Genomic DNA, 16,533 nt, shown 5'->3' with positions numbered 1-16,533 from the left:
GCCGTTCTCAGCTGCACCCGCTCGTTGCACCGCAAGTGTCGCACTTCTCGCAGGTCCCATTCCTTACCATCGTGAAATTCTGGCACTCGGAGCAGGAATTGCCGGTGTAGCCTTGCAGCAGTGACTTGGCGCGGCGGTCGGCGGCGAGTTTCTTCGCTTCGGCCGCCTCATTCGCCGCGGCATCGGTGAACAGCGCAGCCGTGGCATCCGAAGTCTCGGAAGCGGCGCCCGCCGCTTCCTCGAAGGCGATGTCCTCGGCCAGTTCCTTGGCCCGCTCCTCATAGTCGCGTTTGTAGGCGACCGCCTCGTCGCTGGCCGGCTTCAACGCCAGCACGTTGGAGCCGGAGAAGGCGGTCGGCGCCGAGCGGGCAGGGGCTCCCGCACCGGCAAAGCCCTTCGGCTCGTTGCCGATCGCCCGGGAAACCAGCTTTACCGGCGAACCGCGGGTCAGGCCCTTGGAGACGGCGTCGGTCTTGCCCTCGCTGATGCCACGGCCGAGCGCGGTGTTGGAGAAGTCCGACTGGTCGACATGGGCAAGGTCGTTGCGGCCGAGATAGGAAATCGCCAGCTCGCGGAACACATAGTCGAGGATCGACGTCGCGCTCTTGATGGCATCGTTGCCGATAACCATGCCGGCCGGCTCGAACTTGGTGAAGGTGAAGGCGTGCACATATTCGTCGAGCGGCACGCCGTACTGCAGGCCGAGCGAAATGGCGATGGCGAAGTTGTTGAGAAGGCCACGCAGCGTGGCGCCTTCCTTGTTCATGTCGATGAAGATCTCGCCGAGGCGGCCATCATCATATTCGCCGGTGCGCAGGAAGATGGTGTTGCCGCCGATCTTGGCCTTCTGCGTATAACCCTTGCGGCGGCCGGGCAGCTTTTCCTGCTCGCGCGACACGCGCTCGATGATGCGCTCGACGATCCGTTCGGTGATCTGCGCCGCACGTGCGGCCGCCGGAGCCTGGATCAACTGCTCGACCGCATCGTCCTCGTCCTCCTCGCCATCGGCGAGCAGCGAGGCATTGAGCGGCTGCGACAGTTTCGAGCCGTCGCGGTAGAGCGCGTTGGCCTTCAGCGCCAGCTTCCACGACAGCATGTAGGCGCTCTTGGCGTCTTCCACCGTCGCATCGTTGGGCATGTTGATGGTCTTGGAGATGGCGCCGGAGATGAATGGCTGCGCCGCCGCCATCATCTGGATGTGGCTGTTGATCGACAGCGAGCGCTTGCCGATTTTGCCGCACGGGCTGGCGCAGTCGAAAACGGCAAGGTGTTCGGCCTTGAGGAAGGGCGCGCCTTCCAGCGTCATCGCACCGCAGACATGGATGTTCGCGGCCTCGATGTCCTTCCTGGAGAAGCCCAGCGCCGGCAGCATCTCGAACGAGAAGTCGTTGAGCTGCTCGTCGGTGAAGCCAAAGGCCTCCTTCACCCAGTCGGCGCCGAGCGTCCACTGGTTGAAGACGAACTTGATGTCGAAGGCCGACTTCAGCGCCGCATTGAGCGCCGCGATCTTGTCGTCGGTGAAGCCCTTCGCCTTGAGCGAGCCCGGATTGATTGCCGGCGCCTGGTTGAGGTTGCCGTGGCCGACCGCATAGGCCTCCATCTCGCCGATCTGGGCTTCGGAGTAGCCGAGCGTGCGCAGCGCTTCCGGCACGGCGCGGTTGATGATCTTGAAGTAGCCGCCGCCGGCGAGCTTCTTGAACTTCACCAGGGCGAAGTCCGGCTCGATGCCGGTGGTGTCGCAATCCATGACCAGGCCGATCGTGCCGGTCGGCGCGATGACGGTTGCCTGCGCATTGCGGTAGCCATGTTCCTCGCCGAGCTCGATGGCGCGGTCCCAGGCGGCTTTCGCATGCTCGGCCAGCGCCTGCTGCTTGAGGTCGGAAGCGACCAGCGGCACCGGGTTGACGGCGAGCTTCTCGTAGCCGTCCTTGTCGCCATAGGCGGCGCGGCGATGGTTGCGCATGACGCGCAGCATGTTCTGGGCGTTACGGTCATAGTCCGGGAAGGCGCCGAGTTCGGAGGCCATCTCGGCCGAGGTGGCATAGGCGACGCCGGTCATGATGGCGGTGAGCGCGGCGCAGATGGCGCGGCCTTCGTCGGAGTCATAGGGAATGCCCGAGGTCATCAGCAGGCCGCCAATGTTGGCGTAGCCGAGGCCGAGCGTGCGGTAGTCATAGGAAAGCTTGGCGATCTCCTTCGACGGGAACTGCGCCATCATCACCGAGACTTCGAGGACCATGGTCCACAGCCGCACCGTGTGCTCGTAAGCCGCGATATCGATCGTGCCGTCGGCGTTGCGGTAGGGCAAAAGGTTGATCGAGGCGAGGTTGCAGGCCGTGTCGTCGAGGAACATGTATTCCGAGCACGGGTTGGAGGCCCGGATCGCACCGGCCGAGGCGCAGGTGTGCCAGTCGTTCATCGTCGTGTTGAAGTGCAGGCCGGGATCAGCCGACGCCCAGGCGGCATAGCCGATCTTTTCCCAGAGATCCCGGGCCTTCAGCGTCTTCAGGACCTTGCCGTCCTTGCGGGCGGTCAGGTGCCAGTCGGCGTCCTGCTCGACGGCGCGCAGGAAATTGTCCTTCAGCGACACCGAATTGTTGGAGTTCTGGCCCGAAACGGTCAGGTAGGCGTCCGAATCCCAGTCGGTGTCGTAGGTCTTGAACGACATCGAAGTGTAGCCCTGCTTGGCGAACTGGATGACGCGGTAGATGTAATTCTCCGGCACCGCCGACTTCTTGGCCGCCTTGATCTCGCGCTTCAGCGCCGTGTTGATGGCCGGATCGAAGCAGTCATCGTCATGGCCTTCGCAATTGACGCAGGCCTTCATGATGGCTTCGAGATGCTTCTTGACGATCTTGGAGCCGGTCACCAGCGAGGCGACCTTCTGCTCTTCATTGACCTTCCAGTCGATGAATTCCTCGATATCGGGGTGGTCGGCGTCGACGATGACCATTTTGGCCGCACGGCGCGTCGTGCCGCCCGACTTGATGGCGCCCGCTGCACGGTCGCCGATCTTGAGGAAGCTCATCAGGCCGGAAGAGCGGCCGCCGCCGGACAGCTTTTCACCTTCGCCGCGCAGCAGCGAGAAGTTGGAGCCGGTGCCGGAGCCATATTTGAACAGGCGCGCCTCACGCACCCACAGATCCATGATGCCGCCCTCGTTGACGAGGTCGTCCTGCACGCCCTGGATGAAGCAGGCATGCGGCTGCGGGTGCTCGTAGGAGGATTTCGACTTGGTCAGCTTGCCGGTGAAGGGGTCGACATAGAAATGGCCCTGGCTCGGACCGTCAATGCCGTAGGCCCAGTGCAGCCCGGTGTTGAACCATTGCGGCGAATTCGGCGCAACGCGCTGGGTGGCCAGCATATAGGCTAGCTCGTCGCGGAAAGCGCGCGCGTCTTCCTCCGACTTGAAGTAGCCGCCCTTCCAGCCCCAATAGGTCCAGGTGCCGGCCAGCCGGTCGAAGACCTGACGGGCGTCGATTTCCGAACCATAGCGCTCGGCCTCCGGCAGCTTGGCCAGTTCGGCATCGTCGGCGACGGAGCGCCACAGGAAGGAGGGGACGTCGTTCTCCTCGACCTTCTTCAGGCGCGCGGGGACACCGGCCTTGCGGAAATATTTTTGCGCCAGGATGTCGGCGGCGACCTGGGAGAACTGTGCCGGCACATCGATATTGTCGAGACGGAACACCACCGAGCCATCCGGATTCTTGATCTCGGAAAGCGCCTTACGGAATTCGATCTCCGCATAAGCTGATTGGCCTTGCTTGGTGAAACGACGCTCGATGCGCATTGGTCCGGTCCTTTTGTCTATATATAGCGCTTTTCCGAGGGGATTTCTCTACCCCATTGCGAAACGCGCAGTCCGCCGCCGGCCGGCATTGCGAACAACGCCGGCATCTCCTCTTCGCAAGCTATTGCCACGCTCACGACAAAACGCCTTGCCAGGCGCTTGCCGAGGCTGCCAACCGACCTTGCGGGTCCCTCAAAACTGAATTTTTCGATTCCCTCACTGGAGGGAAATTCACACTATCTAGCGTCGAACCTACCTGCAAACACTAAATATAGTATTAACAGACAATTTATTCCAGTCCGACAATTCTCCCTTTCGTCGCCCCAACACCCCACAATCCCAACGCTTCCGCCGGCCTCGTAAAGAGGCGCAAATGCGGGAAAAAACGCACATAATCCGGGAAAAAGACCGGGCTCAGAACTTTCCGGTCGCACTCTCAACAGGAGCGCATGGCCTATAAAAGGCGACTCGGTTTGCGCCGTCAAGGATTCGTTTGCGTAGCTTTTGTGACCCCAACATCTTGTGTGTCACGCATGTGGATAACGGGGATAGAAATGGGCCGCGCGATTGCCATTTCGGGCGGCGGATTTGCCACCCGGCGACGGTCGGGAGGCGCCAGCCGGGAGCGATCGGCTCGGCGGCAAAAGCCTCTCAGGCTCGCGCACCCGATGTCAGCCGTAATGCAGCTTCGGCTTCGGCTCGGTACCAGTAAACTGGACCCCGATCCTGTCGTTGCGGCGCCAGCGCACCTCGCAGCGATAAGCGACCCCGTCAAGCGGCACATAAAGAAGGAAACGATCGGGTACCCGCGACTCGAGCGGTATCTTCAATTCGGCCCCGCCAGCATGCTGGTTGCGCAGCATGACGGCGATTTCCGAATTTTGAATCCCGGTGATGATCGTCGCGCCCTTGAGCACGCGCGGACGATGCTCGCGCTGTGGCTCGGGATCTTGCTGATGTGAGTCTACAGGATTCGCCATTGATGAAACCCAGATTGGCACATCTTCTAGCGGGGAATGATTAGCAAACCCTTCACAGCCATGTCACACGGGTTGTAAAGGCGCAACCAAATACACGGCATGCGGGCAATCCCCGCTCAGGCAAACCTATGCGGGTCGGCGCAGAAATAGGCGATGATCTGGCAAAGGTCCGGTTCATTGACCATGCGTACTGCTTCGCTGGAACTGACCCATTTGCGGGTCCGGGAGTGCTTTTCCTTCCAGCGGTCGGCGATCTTGTCGACGAGCAGCGGAAACACCAGCACCTCGCAGGGCACTTCTTCGCCTGATCCCAGCACCTTGGCATAGAAGTAGCGGCCGGCTTCGATATGGGAGACGCTTCCGCGCAATCCGGCTTCCTCGCCGGCTTCGCGCGCCGCTGCCTCGCTGAGCGGCTCCCTGGCCTCCGGCCAGCCCTTTGGCAACACCCAGCGGCCGGTATCGCGGCTTGTGATCAGCATGATCTCGACGCCGTTTCCGGTATCGCGCCAGGGCAGGGCGGCAACTTGCAGGCGGCACGGCGCGTTGCCGAAGAGTCGCCGGACCCTGTCAGCCAGATGGTTATGCGTCGTTGGCCTCGTTAACATCGGAGAAGCTAGCCCCCAGCCTCCAGAATCGTTTGCCGCCTTACGAATCTTACGGCTAATTGTGACCAATAAAAGTAAAAACTTCGCTCAGGCCGGCCGATTTCCACCAACAGAGACAGATTCCATAGGATATCCTGCCCCGCAGACCCATGTGCCGAAGCGAATATTATCGCCGGTGACGGCGTAATTGGAAAAAGCGGCGTGTCGCGAATCAGCCGGCGTGGTCGTCGGCGATCGGCTTCTGATAGGTGAAGCCCATGTCCCAGGGGAAATAGATCCAGGTGTCCTGACTGACCTCGGTAACGAAAGTATCGACCAGCGGCCTGCCCTTCGGCTTGGCGTAGACGGTCGCGAAATGCGCCTTGGGCATCATCGCGCGCACGATGCCGGCGGTCTTGCCGGTGTCGGTCAGGTCGTCGATGATGAGTACACCGGCGCCGTCGTCGGCGAGCAGCGCGGGCGTCACCTCCTTTAGCACCTGCAACTGCCCCTGGCTGGTGTAGTCGTGGTAGGAGGCGACGCAGACCGTCTCGATGATGCGGATGCCGAGCTCCCGCGCAATGATCGCCGCCGGAACCAGACCGCCGCGCGTGATGCAGACGATCGCCTTCCATTGCCCTTTATTGGCGCCGGAAAGCCGCCAGGAAAGTGCGCGGGCGTCACGATGGAACTGGTCCCAGGAGACCGGAAAGGCTTTTTCGGGAAGGGACATTTTTCGCGCACTCCGCAGCACGCGAGGGCCGCGTGCACATAAACAGGGGAATGCGCGCGGAATTAACTGGTAAACCGTGGACTTGGCAAGGGCGGCCGGCAGCGATGGCTGTGGACTTATCGCGACAGGAAGGCCGCCACCTGCGCCGTGCGCAGCACCGTGCGAGTCACTCCGCCGAATAGCAGCTGCCGCAGCCAGGAATGGCTATAGGCGCCAAGCACCAGGAGATCGGCGCCGGTCTCGGCGACCCGGTTCTGAATCATGTCGTCGACCGAGGCGCCGTCCGATTTCTGCACCGAGACACTGACCGTGGCGCCATGGCGCGACAGGGCAGACGCGATTTCGGCGCCGGCGGCCTCCGGGCTTTCGTCGAGCGTATCGGGCGGATCGATGACCAATATGTCGGTCTTTTCGGCCTCGATGATGAACGGCAGGGCGTCAAAGGCGGCGCGTGCGGCCTCCTTGCTGCCGTTCCAGGCGAGCAAGACATGTTTGAATGTGGTCACCAACGGACCGGTGCTCGGCACCACCAGCACCGGTCGGCCCGCATCATAGACCAGCGTGTCGACATCGGCGCCCGGGTCGCCGCCCGTCTCGCGTTGGGCAGCGATGATGAGATCGGCGGCGCGCACGCTTGAAATGCCGGTCAGCGCGCTGTCGCCAGAGAAGCTCTCCAGGCTGCGCCACTCGAAGGACAGGCCGGAATCCTCGATGCGCCGGAGGAACACGGCCTGCAGCTTGTCGGCCCGCTCCCGGTTCATGTCGGCGGAGACCTGCAGGAATTCCGTATCCGGAAAGCCTGTCGCCGAGGTGTAGGGTACCGGAAGCGCCTCCGCATGGATGCCTATCAGATGGCTCTCGAAGCGGCTGGCGAGCGGAATGGCGCAGTCGAGCACGCGTTCCGCGTCCTGCTCGTTCTGCAGAATGGCAACGATGGTCTTGAAGCGCATGGTGATCCCTCAATCTGGCGAGCCTTGGAGCTCGCGTTCAGGAAAACGTCGCCGCGCAGGGCTTGGTTCCAGCCGGAGCCATCAACTCGCCGTGGCGGCGAAACCCGCCACCATCGCCTCGACATCGGCTCGCGCGGCGTCGAGCGCCGCCTGGCTGCGGGCGCGAACGACCAGTTCGGTCCAGAACTTGCCGTCGCCATACTTTGGATAGGAGCCGATGATCGTTTCCGGATGCGCTTTCTGGATCTCGCCCAACGGCCCGCCGACAAGGCCTTCGCCGAACGGACAGTGCACCGTGGCCGACAGCATTTTCGTGCCTGTCTTCAGCGTCGGCACCACATTGTCGAGCATGGCCTGGAAGATCGAGGGCACGCCGGCCATGACGTGGACATTGCCGACGCGAAAGCCGGGCGCCACCGATACAGGGTTGTCGATGTGGTCGGCGCCGCGCGGCATCCGCGCCATGCGCTTACGCGCATCGGTGTATTCGATGCCGCGCGCCGCGTAGCTTTCGCCCAGCATCGCATAGGCCTTGGCATCGTATTCGCAGGGCACGCCGAACGCCTTGGCGATCGAATCGGCCGTGATGTCGTCATGGGTCGGGCCGATGCCGCCTGTGGTGAACACGTAGGTATAGCGCGCACGCACGGCATTCACCGCGGCTATGATCTCGTCTTCCTCGTCGGGAACGATGCGCACTTCCTTCAAGTCGATGCCGATTGCCGTCATGATGTCGGCGAGGTGGCCGATGTTCTTGTCCTTGGTGCGGCCAGACAGAATCTCATCGCCGATGACAAGCATGGCGGCGGTAACGATTTCAGGCATGGGAGGCTCCGGCTGACGGGTCGCCTGAGATAGCGCGCCGCGTGGCTGTCGGCAATGCCGCGCGGGCGGTGAGTATCGATGTCCGGCTGCACCCGTTTCGATGCGAGGTTGCAGCGTGACCGGATGCGGGTAAGCTCAAACCGTTTCTGGTCCAGGTGAACAATGCTGTTATCGATCCTGTCGTGGCTGCTGGCCCTGTTGTTGCTGGCGGTGCTGGGGGTGGCCTGCCTTGTGCTGGCGACGCTGTGGATCGCGGCAAAGGCGCGGAGACTGGTGCCGCCGGTCGGAAAATTCGTCGACATCGACGGCAACCGCATCCACTATGTCGATGTCGGCGAGGGCAGGCCGGTCGTCTTCCTGCACGGGCTTGGTGCTCAACTCCATCACTTCCGGCACACTTTGTTCGGCCATTTCGGCCCGGGCTATCGGCTGGTCGCGCTCGATCGTCCGGGATCGGGCTATTCGGTGCGCGCGAACGGCGCCACCGGCCGGTTGCCCGAACAGGCGGCCCTGGTGCGCCGCTTCATCGAAAAGCTGGGGCTGGAAAGGCCGCTGGTGGTCGGCCACTCGCTGGGTGGCGCCATCACGCTGGCCCTGGCCGTGGACCATCCCGACGCGATTTCGGGCATCGCCTTGCTGGCACCCTTGACACATCTGGAACCCGGCATGAGCAAGAAGGTCGGCGCGCTGTATATTCGATCGCGCCTATGGCGTTGGATCATGGCTTATACCTTGGCGATACCGACAAGCCTGCGATATGCGCGCCCGACAATGGAATTCGTCTTCGCGCCGCAGACCTTTCCCGCCAACTATATGGTCGAGGGTGGTGGGTGGCTCGGACTGAGGCCCCGTCATTTCCATGCGACGTCGAGCGATATAGTGGCCGTCGAACAGGATCTCGGACGCATCGAGCGGCGCTATGGCGAAATTGCCATGCCCGCCGGCATCCTGTTCGGAACCGCCGACCGCGTCATCGATATCCGTATCCATGGCGAGCCGATGCTCGGCAGGATCGAAGGGCTCGATTTCGAGCCAGTCGACGGCATCGGCCATATGCCGCAGTTTATCGAGCCCAGGCGGGTCATCGATTTCATCGAGCGGATTGCCGGCCGTGCGTTTGCATCACCACAGCCTCACGACAATTTCAATGAACCAACCGGCTGAGTGCCGGGTTTACCCCGTGTCGCACCCAAGGCGACCAAGACACGGAGTAATTCAATGTACACGAAACTTCTCGCGGCATCGGTTCTGACGATCGGTCTCGCCACGTCAGCGATGGCCCAGTCATCCGACGGCGCATATTCCAGCCATCACAACTGGTGGCAGTTCGGCAATGAAGAGTCTTCTGGCATCGACCAGAACACGACCGGAAGCATCAATGGCGACCGCTCTGGGCTGGACAGCCTAGGCAATTCGGGTCCGGCCGGCCCTTGTGCCTACAGCACGGCCGGGCCTGACGCCAATGCCCAGGGCAATGTGAACGATCAGTACTGCGGCAAATAATTAAGCCGCTGGGCAGCCGCTGGCCGCGGGACGTCGTCTCTCCTGACGTCCACGGCCGGCGCCCTGCCTGTTCCTGCTGGCAAATTCTCTGCGGAAAATCTACTCGGACACTTCCGTCTGTGGCCGGTCACGGCCGTCGGCCAGTTCTTCATGCCATTTGCCGTCGGCATCCTCGTACTGGATGCCGTCCGTCGCGCCCGCCACCTGCTGCTCTGCCGAGGCGATCTCTGCGGCGCGCAGCGCATCCTGATGGGTGGGAAATGTCTCCGAGAAGGTCGAACCGACCTTGTAGGCCCAGCCGCCGTCATGCTCGACGATCTTGTAAGTCAGCTTCGCCATCAAAACCTCCGGTTGAAAGGTCCGCCTGCTCAATGCAGCCGGTCGTCGGGAAGCCTGTCGTCGGGCACCAGCACTTCCGATTCCCTGGCGGCCTCGATCAATGCCCGTCGCGCTTCCGCTGTCGAACGATAACCTTCCAGCACTTTGAGGCAAGTGTCGAGGGCGTCACGATGGCGCGGGCCGCGATTGAGCGGCCACACTGTCATCAGGCACTCCGCCGCTTCCTGCGTGCTGCGTATATGACGATATTTGCCGACATGACCGAGTTCGACCACGACCGGCGTTTCAAAGGGCTTGTTGTCCATCATGGCCGCAACGCAAAACAGCCAATTTGGTTGCAAAAGTGGCGCGAACCTGCGCCCAAACGTCTCAGCTTCCATTTGGAGACTCTGCTCCGGTGGCCGTCCGAGCCCTCGGAGCGACATCGAGGCAGCAGCTCAATAGCCGCAATCGTTGCGTAGCCAGCGTGCGTTCGCCCAGCCGGTCGTGCCGCCGATTTCGACCTGGTACCAGTTGCCGCGCCGGTCGAATATCTCGGTGTGATCGCCGTTGAAAAGCTGTCCGATCATCCGCGATGACGAGTTCGGCCGTGCCCGCACGGCGAGAAAGCCGCTGCCTGTGGCCAAATTGTAGCGCCCCGACAGGCCGTGCACCGTGCCCTCGCAATACTGCGCGACGCTCGCCGTCGATGAATTGAGCCAAAAACCGGTCACCGCCGCCAGCATTGCAGCCGGCAAGAATGCCCTGAACGACATGATTACCTCCCAAGCCCGGCCGCGCCCTCACCCAACGTAACAGTTCGCGGCAAGAATTGAAGCCGCGTTGTCGCAATCGGGCAGGGCAGGATCGTGTCGATTTCGGCAGGCCGGGCCGGTCAGCCCGCCGCCTTCATCCAGTGCTGCATCGTCGTCACCGAGCGGGCGAGCTGCGGCGCCGGATGAATCTTTTCGCTGAACGTGGCGGCCGCGCGCCAGCCCCAGCGCGGATCGGCCAGGAAGGCGCGCGCCAGCGCCACCATGTCGGCGCGGCCCTCGGCGATGACGGCCTCGGCCTGCCTGGGATCGTCGATCAGGCCGACGGCGCGGGTCGGGATGCCGGCGCCCTTGCGCACGGCTTCCGCCAGATGCACTTGGTAGCCCGGGCCGGTGGGCAGTTTCTGCAACGGCGAATTGCCGCCGCTGGAGCAGCAGAGATAGGCGACCCCCTCGGCCTTTAGCGCCTTCGCCACCGCGATCGCGTCCTCGACGTCGAAGCCGCCATCGACCCAATCCTTCACCGACAGCCGCGTGCCGAGCATCAGCTTCGGCACCGCCTTCTTCACGGCCCGGGCGATTTCGACGACAAGGCGCATCCGGTTCTCCAGCGAGCCGCCCCAACGGTCCGTGCGCTGGTTGGACAGCGGCGACAGGAACTGGAAGATCAGGTAGCCGTGTGCGGCGTGCAGTTCGATGAAGTCGAAGCCGGCGCGTTCGGCCCGCTTGGCGGCTTCGACGAACCGCGCGATGAGCTGCAGGACCTCCTCGTCTTCCAGCGCGTGCGGCACGTTCCAGCCGGTGTCGTAGGCGATGGCCGAGGCCGAGACGGTCTGCCAGGGGTCTTCGTTCGGCTGCAGCGGCCCGCCGCCTTCCCAGGGCTTGCGGTTCGAGGCCTTGCGGCCGGCATGCGCAAGCTGCGTGCCGAATTTCGTGCCCGGTGCTGCGACGCGTCGGGCCGCGTCTAGCGTGCGCCGCGCCGCGGCTTCGTTGTCATCGGAATAGAGGCCGAGGCAGCCATGCGTGATGCGCCCGCGGCGCTCGACATCGGTCATCTCCACAGTGATCATGCCGGCGCCGGACATGGCCAGGTTCATCCAGTGGTAGAGATGCCAGTCGCTGGCTGAGCCGTCCTCGGCCGAATACTGGCACATCGGCGCCACCGCGATGCGATTGGGAAAGCTCAAACCGTCGAGCGTGATCGGCTGGAAAAGCGATGTCGTCATGAAAGGACTCCGGGGAAGGGAACGCGCTATTTAGGCAACGGAACCCTCCCATACCACACACGAGAGAGTGAAGCGCGTCCTGGACCAATCGCTGACCCGATTGCGCCGGCGCCGCTTCGCGGCTACGCCTGCGCTCGGCGGCAAATACCGAGGTATCCGATGGAAGATCGCATTCGTATCCGTTCCGAGGAGGTTCTTTCGGACGACTGGGCGGTGCTGAAGAAGACCGTGCTCGACTATCGCCGGCGTGACGGCCAGTGGGAGACGCAAATCCGCCAGACCTATGATCGCGGCGACGGCGCTGTGATCCTGCCCTACGATCCTCAGCGTTCGACGGTGCTTCTGGTGCGTCAGTTCCGTTATCCCGCCTATGTCACCGGCCACCGCGAGCCGCTGATCGAGGCCTGTGCCGGGCTGCTCGACGAAAACGATCCGGAGACCGCCATCCGCAAGGAAGCAGAGGAAGAACTCGGCTACCGGTTGAACAAGATCGAGCGGCTGTTTTCGCCTTACATGAGCCCGGGCAGCGTCACCGAGCGGCTGTGGTTCTTCGTTGCCCGCTATTCACCCGCCGACCGCATCTCGGCCGGCGGCGGCGCTCCGGAAGAAGGCGAGGACATCGAGGTTCTGGAGATGCCGCTCGACGAGGCGCTGGCCGGCATCGCCGACGGCCGGATCGTCGATGCCAAGACGATTATCCTGATCCAGCATTTGAAGCTGAACCCAATCACTGCTTGAATCCGAGGTTTGATCCACGCTCGCCGCTTTCGGCCTGTTGCCGACGATTTGACTTAGAGCAATGCGGCATCGGGTAGCCGGCCGTAGAGATCGGGTTCAATCGTAGGGATTTGGATATGATTTTTCATGCAACGACGAGAAGCGCCGCGCTTGGCACGGTCGTCTCGATTCCAGCCATGGGAGCCGCTGCGCTGCCCAGGACTTCTGCCGCGAACCTGAACGAAAGCCCGATCCTGGCGGGCTTCCGGCGTTGGGAAGCACTCAGGAATTCGATCTCTTTTGGCATTTCCGACAATGATCTGAAGCGTATCCACAGCGGCATGTCGGAGATCGCGGGAACTATGTTGGCAAAACCGGCCACAACCACCCATGAATTCGCGGCGCAGTTTATGGTCGTTTGCAGCGGCGACGAGATCGAATACCGGCAGGCTGCGCGCGAACTCCATGCTCACGCACAAGCCCTGGTCGGTATGACGTCACTATGCGCAGGAAACCATTAATTCAGCCATCGTGCCCGATGTCTTCGTGACCGGCGTTGCGCCCCTCCAACTCGCCCAGCGATATTCCTTTGAACGTGGTGCGGACGACGGGAATCGAACCCGTACGATCAGAGATCGAGGGATTTTAAGTCCCTTGCGTCTACCAATTCCGCCACGTCCGCAGATCAGCCCTTTTCAGATGCCAGAGACAAGCCGTCAAGTCGTGTTCTTGGCCATGCCTGAACGCGCACCCCAGACGACGGCCTATGGCGATACTGGTGCGATCACGGAATTATCCGCGCCGCGGGCACTGGTAGGATGTTCATGCGGCGGATTTGATCCGCCAAGGCCGGCGCCTTCAGGCCCAACCCAATCCCCCCGCCCACTGGGGGCGTCGGCCGCCCCTCTCATCGAAATTGTTTACTACGTCACGGCGTTCGCTCGCCGATCGCTATTGGCGCGCTCAGAACTTGTAGCTCAGATTGATGCCGACGGTGTTCAGCTTCGTGTCCTGGTCGCGGGCCACGAAATCGGCGGATCCATCATAGTGCTCGGAGCCGAAATCGTAGTAGCGATACTGCGCGCCGACAATGAACTTGTCTGTCAGCGCATAGTCGACGCCGGCACCCACGCTCCAGCCAACAGTCATGCGTGTCTCTGAGAATTCGGATCCCGCGGCTTGCGACGTCTCGATACCGGCGAAGGCGATGCCGCCCATGCCGTATACCAGCACACGATCCATTGCATATCCGGCCTTGGCGTTGACCGACCCGAACCATTTGATATCGGTGCCAACGACATTTCCGGGTCCGCCGAGTTCCGCCGTGCCATCGATCGAGGAATAGTTGAGATCGGCTTCGGCGCCGATCACCGCCTGCTCGAACTGCCACAGCCCGGCGACGTGCCCGCCGATGAAACCGCCATCAATGTCGGGCGAGACGGAAAACGGTCCACCGTCGTTTCCCGAGATATCGGATTGGCCCCAGCCATAACCTGCCTGCAGGCCGGCATAGTATCCGGTCCAGTCGAAGCCGGGCGCGGTCATCGGCAAGTCGACTGTCGGGTCGGCTGCTAGAGCCGGCATGGACAGGACGGCAAGAAGGCCGGCACTGGCGACGACAAGGCGATACATTCGAACTCCCCGGGTGAAGAGTTGGAAAAATCCTGGGAGCCAAGGTAGACCGGTTTGCGACAAAACGGAATCCTGTTTCTGGCTGCGGTGTGTCGTTCGCCAGGCGTGGCCTGGAAGCCGAGGCCGAGGGCACCTGGCATTGCCCAGGGGCTGTCAGCGTGCAAGATGGCCGTCTTGCTGGGAAAATTCCGATGATCAGCCTGGCTCGCCTCATCGCTGGAACGGCCATCATGCTGCTTGCCTGCGGCCTCGCCATGGCCGAGCCGTTGACTCTCGCCATTGCCAAAGCCGCGGTTGTGTCCGATCAGGCGTCGGTCCAGATGGCACTCAACCTCAAGATGACGCCGGACAGCGCAAAGGCGTTCGCCGACTTCACCAAGGCCAATGTCGGCAAGGTGGTCGATCTCAGCGTCGACGGCACCGTGGTGGCGTCGCCGCGCCTGGTCGAACCGATCCTCCGCGGCGAAGTGATGCTCAACGGCACCTTCGCTCCAGGTGAACTCCAGCATCTCGCCGAACGGATTTCGGCCGGAGGTGCGAAAGTCACCGTCGAGGTCAAGGCTGAACAGCCTTTGTGAGGGCGAAGGGCTTCCGTGAACGCTGCCTAGCCCTAACCCCATCCGTTGTTTGGCGCTGGTCAAAACCAGGCAGGCTTGGCAAAGTCGCGCAAACAGGAGTCCTTTCATGGCAAAGAAGCCGGCGGCGCATGCGACGAAACCAAAACCCTGGACCGAGATGGCGACTGATCTGGTCGACGTCGCCATGGGCCGCAAGCCCGCCGATCTCGTCATCCGCAACGGCCGTTGGGTTAACGTTCACTCCGGCGAGATCATCGCCGGCACCGACATCGCCATATCAGGCGGCCGCTTCGCCTATTGCGGGCCGAATGCCAGCCACGCCATCGGCCAGGGCACCAGGGTGGTCGACGCCGGCGGGCGCTATCTGGTGCCCGGCCTGTGCGATGCGCACATGCATGTCGAGAGCGGCATGGTGACGGTGACCGAATTCTGTCGCGCCGTCATTCCGCACGGCACCACCTCGATGTTCATCGATCCGCACGAGATCGCAAATGTGCTTGGCCTGCCCGGCGTGCGGCTGATGCATGACGAGGCGGTGGCCATGCCAATCAACGTGCATGTGCAGATGCCGTCCTGCGTGCCTTCCGCACCTGGGCTGGAGCACGCCGGCGCCGAGTTGACGGTCGCCGATGTCGCGGAAGCGATGACCTGGGCAAACATCATCGGGCTCGGCGAAGTGATGAATTTTCCGGGCGTCGCCGCCAACGATCCGGTGATGTCGGGCGAGATCGCGGCGACGGTTCGTGCCGGCAAGACCGTCGGGGGCCACTATGCCTCGCGCGATCTTGGCTTGCCGTTCCACGGCTATGTCGCCGGCGGCCCCGAGGACGATCACGAGGGCACGCGCGCCGAGGACGCCATCGCCCGCGTGCGCCAGGGCATGAAGGCCATGCTGCGGCTGGGCTCGGCCTGGTACGACGTTGCTTCGCAGATCAAGGCGGTGACCGAAGGCGGCATCGATCCGCGCAACTTCATCCTGTGCACCGACGACAGCCATTCCGGCACGCTGGTCCACGAAGGCCACATGGACCGGGTGGTGCGCCACGCCATCAGCCAAGGGTTGAAGCCGGTGACGGCGATCCAGATGGCGACGATCAACACCGCCCAGCATTTCCGGCTGGAACGCGAGATCGGTTCGATCGCGCCTGGGCGGTTGGGCGACCTGCTGATTGTCTCCGATCTCGCGGCAATGACCATCGACGAGGTCTATGCGCGCGGCGTCAGGTTGGCCAAGGGCGGCAAGCTCGAGATCGACATTCCGGCCTACGACTATCCGAAGACGGCGAAGAACACCGTCAAGTTGGGCAAGAAACTGAAGGCTGGTGATTTCGACATTGTCGCTCCCAAGGGTGCCAACGAGGTGCGCGTGCGTGTCATCGGCGCCATCGAAAACCAGGCGCCGACACGGGCGCTGGAGGCCGATCTCGCCGTCGAGGACGGGCTGGTCGCCATGGATCGCCGCAACGATGTCTGCCAGATCGCGCTCGTCGAGCGCCACAGGGGCACCGGCGGCGTCACCAACGCCTTCGTTTCCGGGTTCGGCTACATGAGCGATTGCGCCATGGCCTCGAGTGTGGCGCACGACGCCCACCACATCATCTGTGTCGGCACCAACAAGCAGGACATGGCGCTGGCGGTCAACCGGCTGGGCGAAGTTGGCGGCGGCGTCGTGCTGTTCTCCAAGGGCAAGGAACTGGCGCTGGTCGAAATGCCGATCGCCGGGCTGATGTCGGACGAGCGCGCCGAGATCGTCGCTGCCAAAGCTGAGAAACTGACCGAGGCGATGCGAAAGATGGGCTGTTCCCTGAACAACGCCTACATGCAGCATTCGCTTTTGGCGCTGGTGGTCATTCCGGAACTCAGGATTTCCGACGTCGGACTGATCGACGTGACGACCTTCCGGAAGGTCGACCTCTTCGTCTAA

17 protein-coding genes and 1 tRNA gene are annotated in these 16,533 nt (G+C 62.7%); 6 read left to right on the top strand and 12 right to left on the bottom strand.

Features of this window, described 5'->3' with window-relative positions; translation table 11 throughout:
• Positions 1-7 precede the first annotated feature (7 nt).
• The 6 genes from EB233_RS20765 to EB233_RS20740 all read right to left on the bottom strand — a co-directional run bounded on the left by EB233_RS20765 (position 8) and on the right by EB233_RS20740 (position 7,862).
• Positions 8-3,790 (bottom strand): vitamin B12-dependent ribonucleotide reductase, encoded by a 3,783-nt coding sequence (locus EB233_RS20765; protein ID WP_064991505.1) that lies wholly within the window; start codon positions 3,788-3,790, stop codon positions 8-10.
• Between the two features lie 671 nt (positions 3,791-4,461).
• Entirely contained in the window at positions 4,462-4,770 is a 309-nt protein-coding gene (locus EB233_RS20760; RefSeq protein WP_064991504.1) for a PilZ domain-containing protein, read from the bottom strand.
• A gap of 116 nt (positions 4,771-4,886) precedes the next feature.
• Positions 4,887-5,375, bottom strand: a complete 489-nt coding sequence (locus tag EB233_RS20755; protein ID WP_064991503.1) for an NUDIX hydrolase — start codon at positions 5,373-5,375, stop codon at positions 4,887-4,889.
• Between the two features lie 211 nt (positions 5,376-5,586).
• Positions 5,587-6,087 (bottom strand): xanthine phosphoribosyltransferase, encoded by a 501-nt coding sequence (gene gpt / locus EB233_RS20750; protein WP_027051686.1) that lies wholly within the window; start codon positions 6,085-6,087, stop codon positions 5,587-5,589.
• Between the two features lie 116 nt (positions 6,088-6,203).
• Positions 6,204-7,037 (bottom strand): universal stress protein, encoded by an 834-nt coding sequence (locus EB233_RS20745; protein ID WP_064991502.1) that lies wholly within the window; start codon positions 7,035-7,037, stop codon positions 6,204-6,206.
• An 81-nt stretch (positions 7,038-7,118) separates the two neighbouring features.
• Complete coding sequence (locus EB233_RS20740) at positions 7,119-7,862, bottom strand: competence/damage-inducible protein A (protein ID WP_064991501.1); 744 nt, start codon at positions 7,860-7,862, stop codon at positions 7,119-7,121.
• Positions 7,863-8,024: 162 nt separating this feature from the next.
• On the opposite strand from EB233_RS20740, the gene EB233_RS20735 reads away from it, so the two are divergent.
• Positions 8,025-9,026: an alpha/beta fold hydrolase gene (locus EB233_RS20735; RefSeq protein WP_064991500.1), complete on the top strand. Its 1,002-nt coding sequence runs from the start codon at positions 8,025-8,027 to the stop codon at positions 9,024-9,026.
• 54 nt (positions 9,027-9,080) lie between these two features.
• Complete coding sequence (locus EB233_RS20730) at positions 9,081-9,365, top strand: hypothetical protein (RefSeq protein WP_064991499.1); 285 nt, start codon at positions 9,081-9,083, stop codon at positions 9,363-9,365.
• Between the two features lie 99 nt (positions 9,366-9,464).
• Here EB233_RS20730 and EB233_RS20725 read toward each other — a convergent pair whose 3' ends face one another.
• The 4 genes from EB233_RS20725 to EB233_RS20710 form a co-directional block, all read right to left on the bottom strand.
• Entirely contained in the window at positions 9,465-9,704 is a 240-nt protein-coding gene (locus tag EB233_RS20725; RefSeq protein WP_010909163.1) for a DUF2188 domain-containing protein, read from the bottom strand.
• 29 nt (positions 9,705-9,733) lie between these two features.
• On the bottom strand, positions 9,734-10,012 hold the full coding sequence (locus EB233_RS20720; RefSeq protein WP_032916788.1) for a DUF982 domain-containing protein: 279 nt from the start codon (positions 10,010-10,012) through the stop codon (positions 9,734-9,736).
• Between the two features lie 129 nt (positions 10,013-10,141).
• Positions 10,142-10,459: an SH3 domain-containing protein gene (locus tag EB233_RS20715; RefSeq protein ID WP_064991498.1), complete on the bottom strand. Its 318-nt coding sequence runs from the start codon at positions 10,457-10,459 to the stop codon at positions 10,142-10,144.
• Between the two features lie 119 nt (positions 10,460-10,578).
• Positions 10,579-11,682 (bottom strand): NADH:flavin oxidoreductase/NADH oxidase, encoded by a 1,104-nt coding sequence (locus EB233_RS20710; protein ID WP_064991497.1) that lies wholly within the window; start codon positions 11,680-11,682, stop codon positions 10,579-10,581.
• A 159-nt stretch (positions 11,683-11,841) separates the two neighbouring features.
• Here EB233_RS20710 and EB233_RS20705 point away from each other — a divergent pair, with 159 nt between their 5' ends.
• The gene (locus tag EB233_RS20705) at positions 11,842-12,420 is read left to right on the top strand and encodes an NUDIX domain-containing protein (RefSeq protein WP_064991496.1); all 579 of its coding nucleotides are present in this window, start codon (positions 11,842-11,844) and stop codon (positions 12,418-12,420) included.
• A gap of 116 nt (positions 12,421-12,536) precedes the next feature.
• Positions 12,537-12,920: a hypothetical protein gene (locus tag EB233_RS20700; protein WP_064991495.1), complete on the top strand. Its 384-nt coding sequence runs from the start codon at positions 12,537-12,539 to the stop codon at positions 12,918-12,920.
• A gap of 75 nt (positions 12,921-12,995) precedes the next feature.
• Here the strand turns inward: EB233_RS20700 and EB233_RS20695 are convergent.
• Together EB233_RS20695 and EB233_RS20690 are read right to left on the bottom strand one after the other, a co-directional pair.
• A tRNA-Leu gene (locus EB233_RS20695) sits at positions 12,996-13,081 on the bottom strand.
• 281 nt (positions 13,082-13,362) lie between these two features.
• Positions 13,363-14,031: an outer membrane protein gene (locus EB233_RS20690; protein WP_064991494.1), complete on the bottom strand. Its 669-nt coding sequence runs from the start codon at positions 14,029-14,031 to the stop codon at positions 13,363-13,365.
• Between the two features lie 191 nt (positions 14,032-14,222).
• On the opposite strand from EB233_RS20690, the gene EB233_RS20685 reads away from it, so the two are divergent.
• Together EB233_RS20685 and ade are read left to right on the top strand one after the other, a co-directional pair.
• Complete coding sequence (locus EB233_RS20685) at positions 14,223-14,609, top strand: SecDF P1 head subdomain-containing protein (protein WP_064991493.1); 387 nt, start codon at positions 14,223-14,225, stop codon at positions 14,607-14,609.
• A 106-nt stretch (positions 14,610-14,715) separates the two neighbouring features.
• Positions 14,716-16,533, top strand: coding sequence for an adenine deaminase (gene ade, locus EB233_RS20680; RefSeq protein WP_064991492.1), 1,818 nt, complete (start codon positions 14,716-14,718; stop codon positions 16,531-16,533).

The sequence above is a fragment of the Mesorhizobium erdmanii genome (assembly GCF_013170725.1).
Lineage (GTDB): Bacteria > Pseudomonadota > Alphaproteobacteria > Rhizobiales > Rhizobiaceae > Mesorhizobium > Mesorhizobium erdmanii.
The sequence above is the reverse complement of the archived record's forward strand: the minus strand, read 5'-3'. Positions and strand labels throughout refer to the sequence as shown.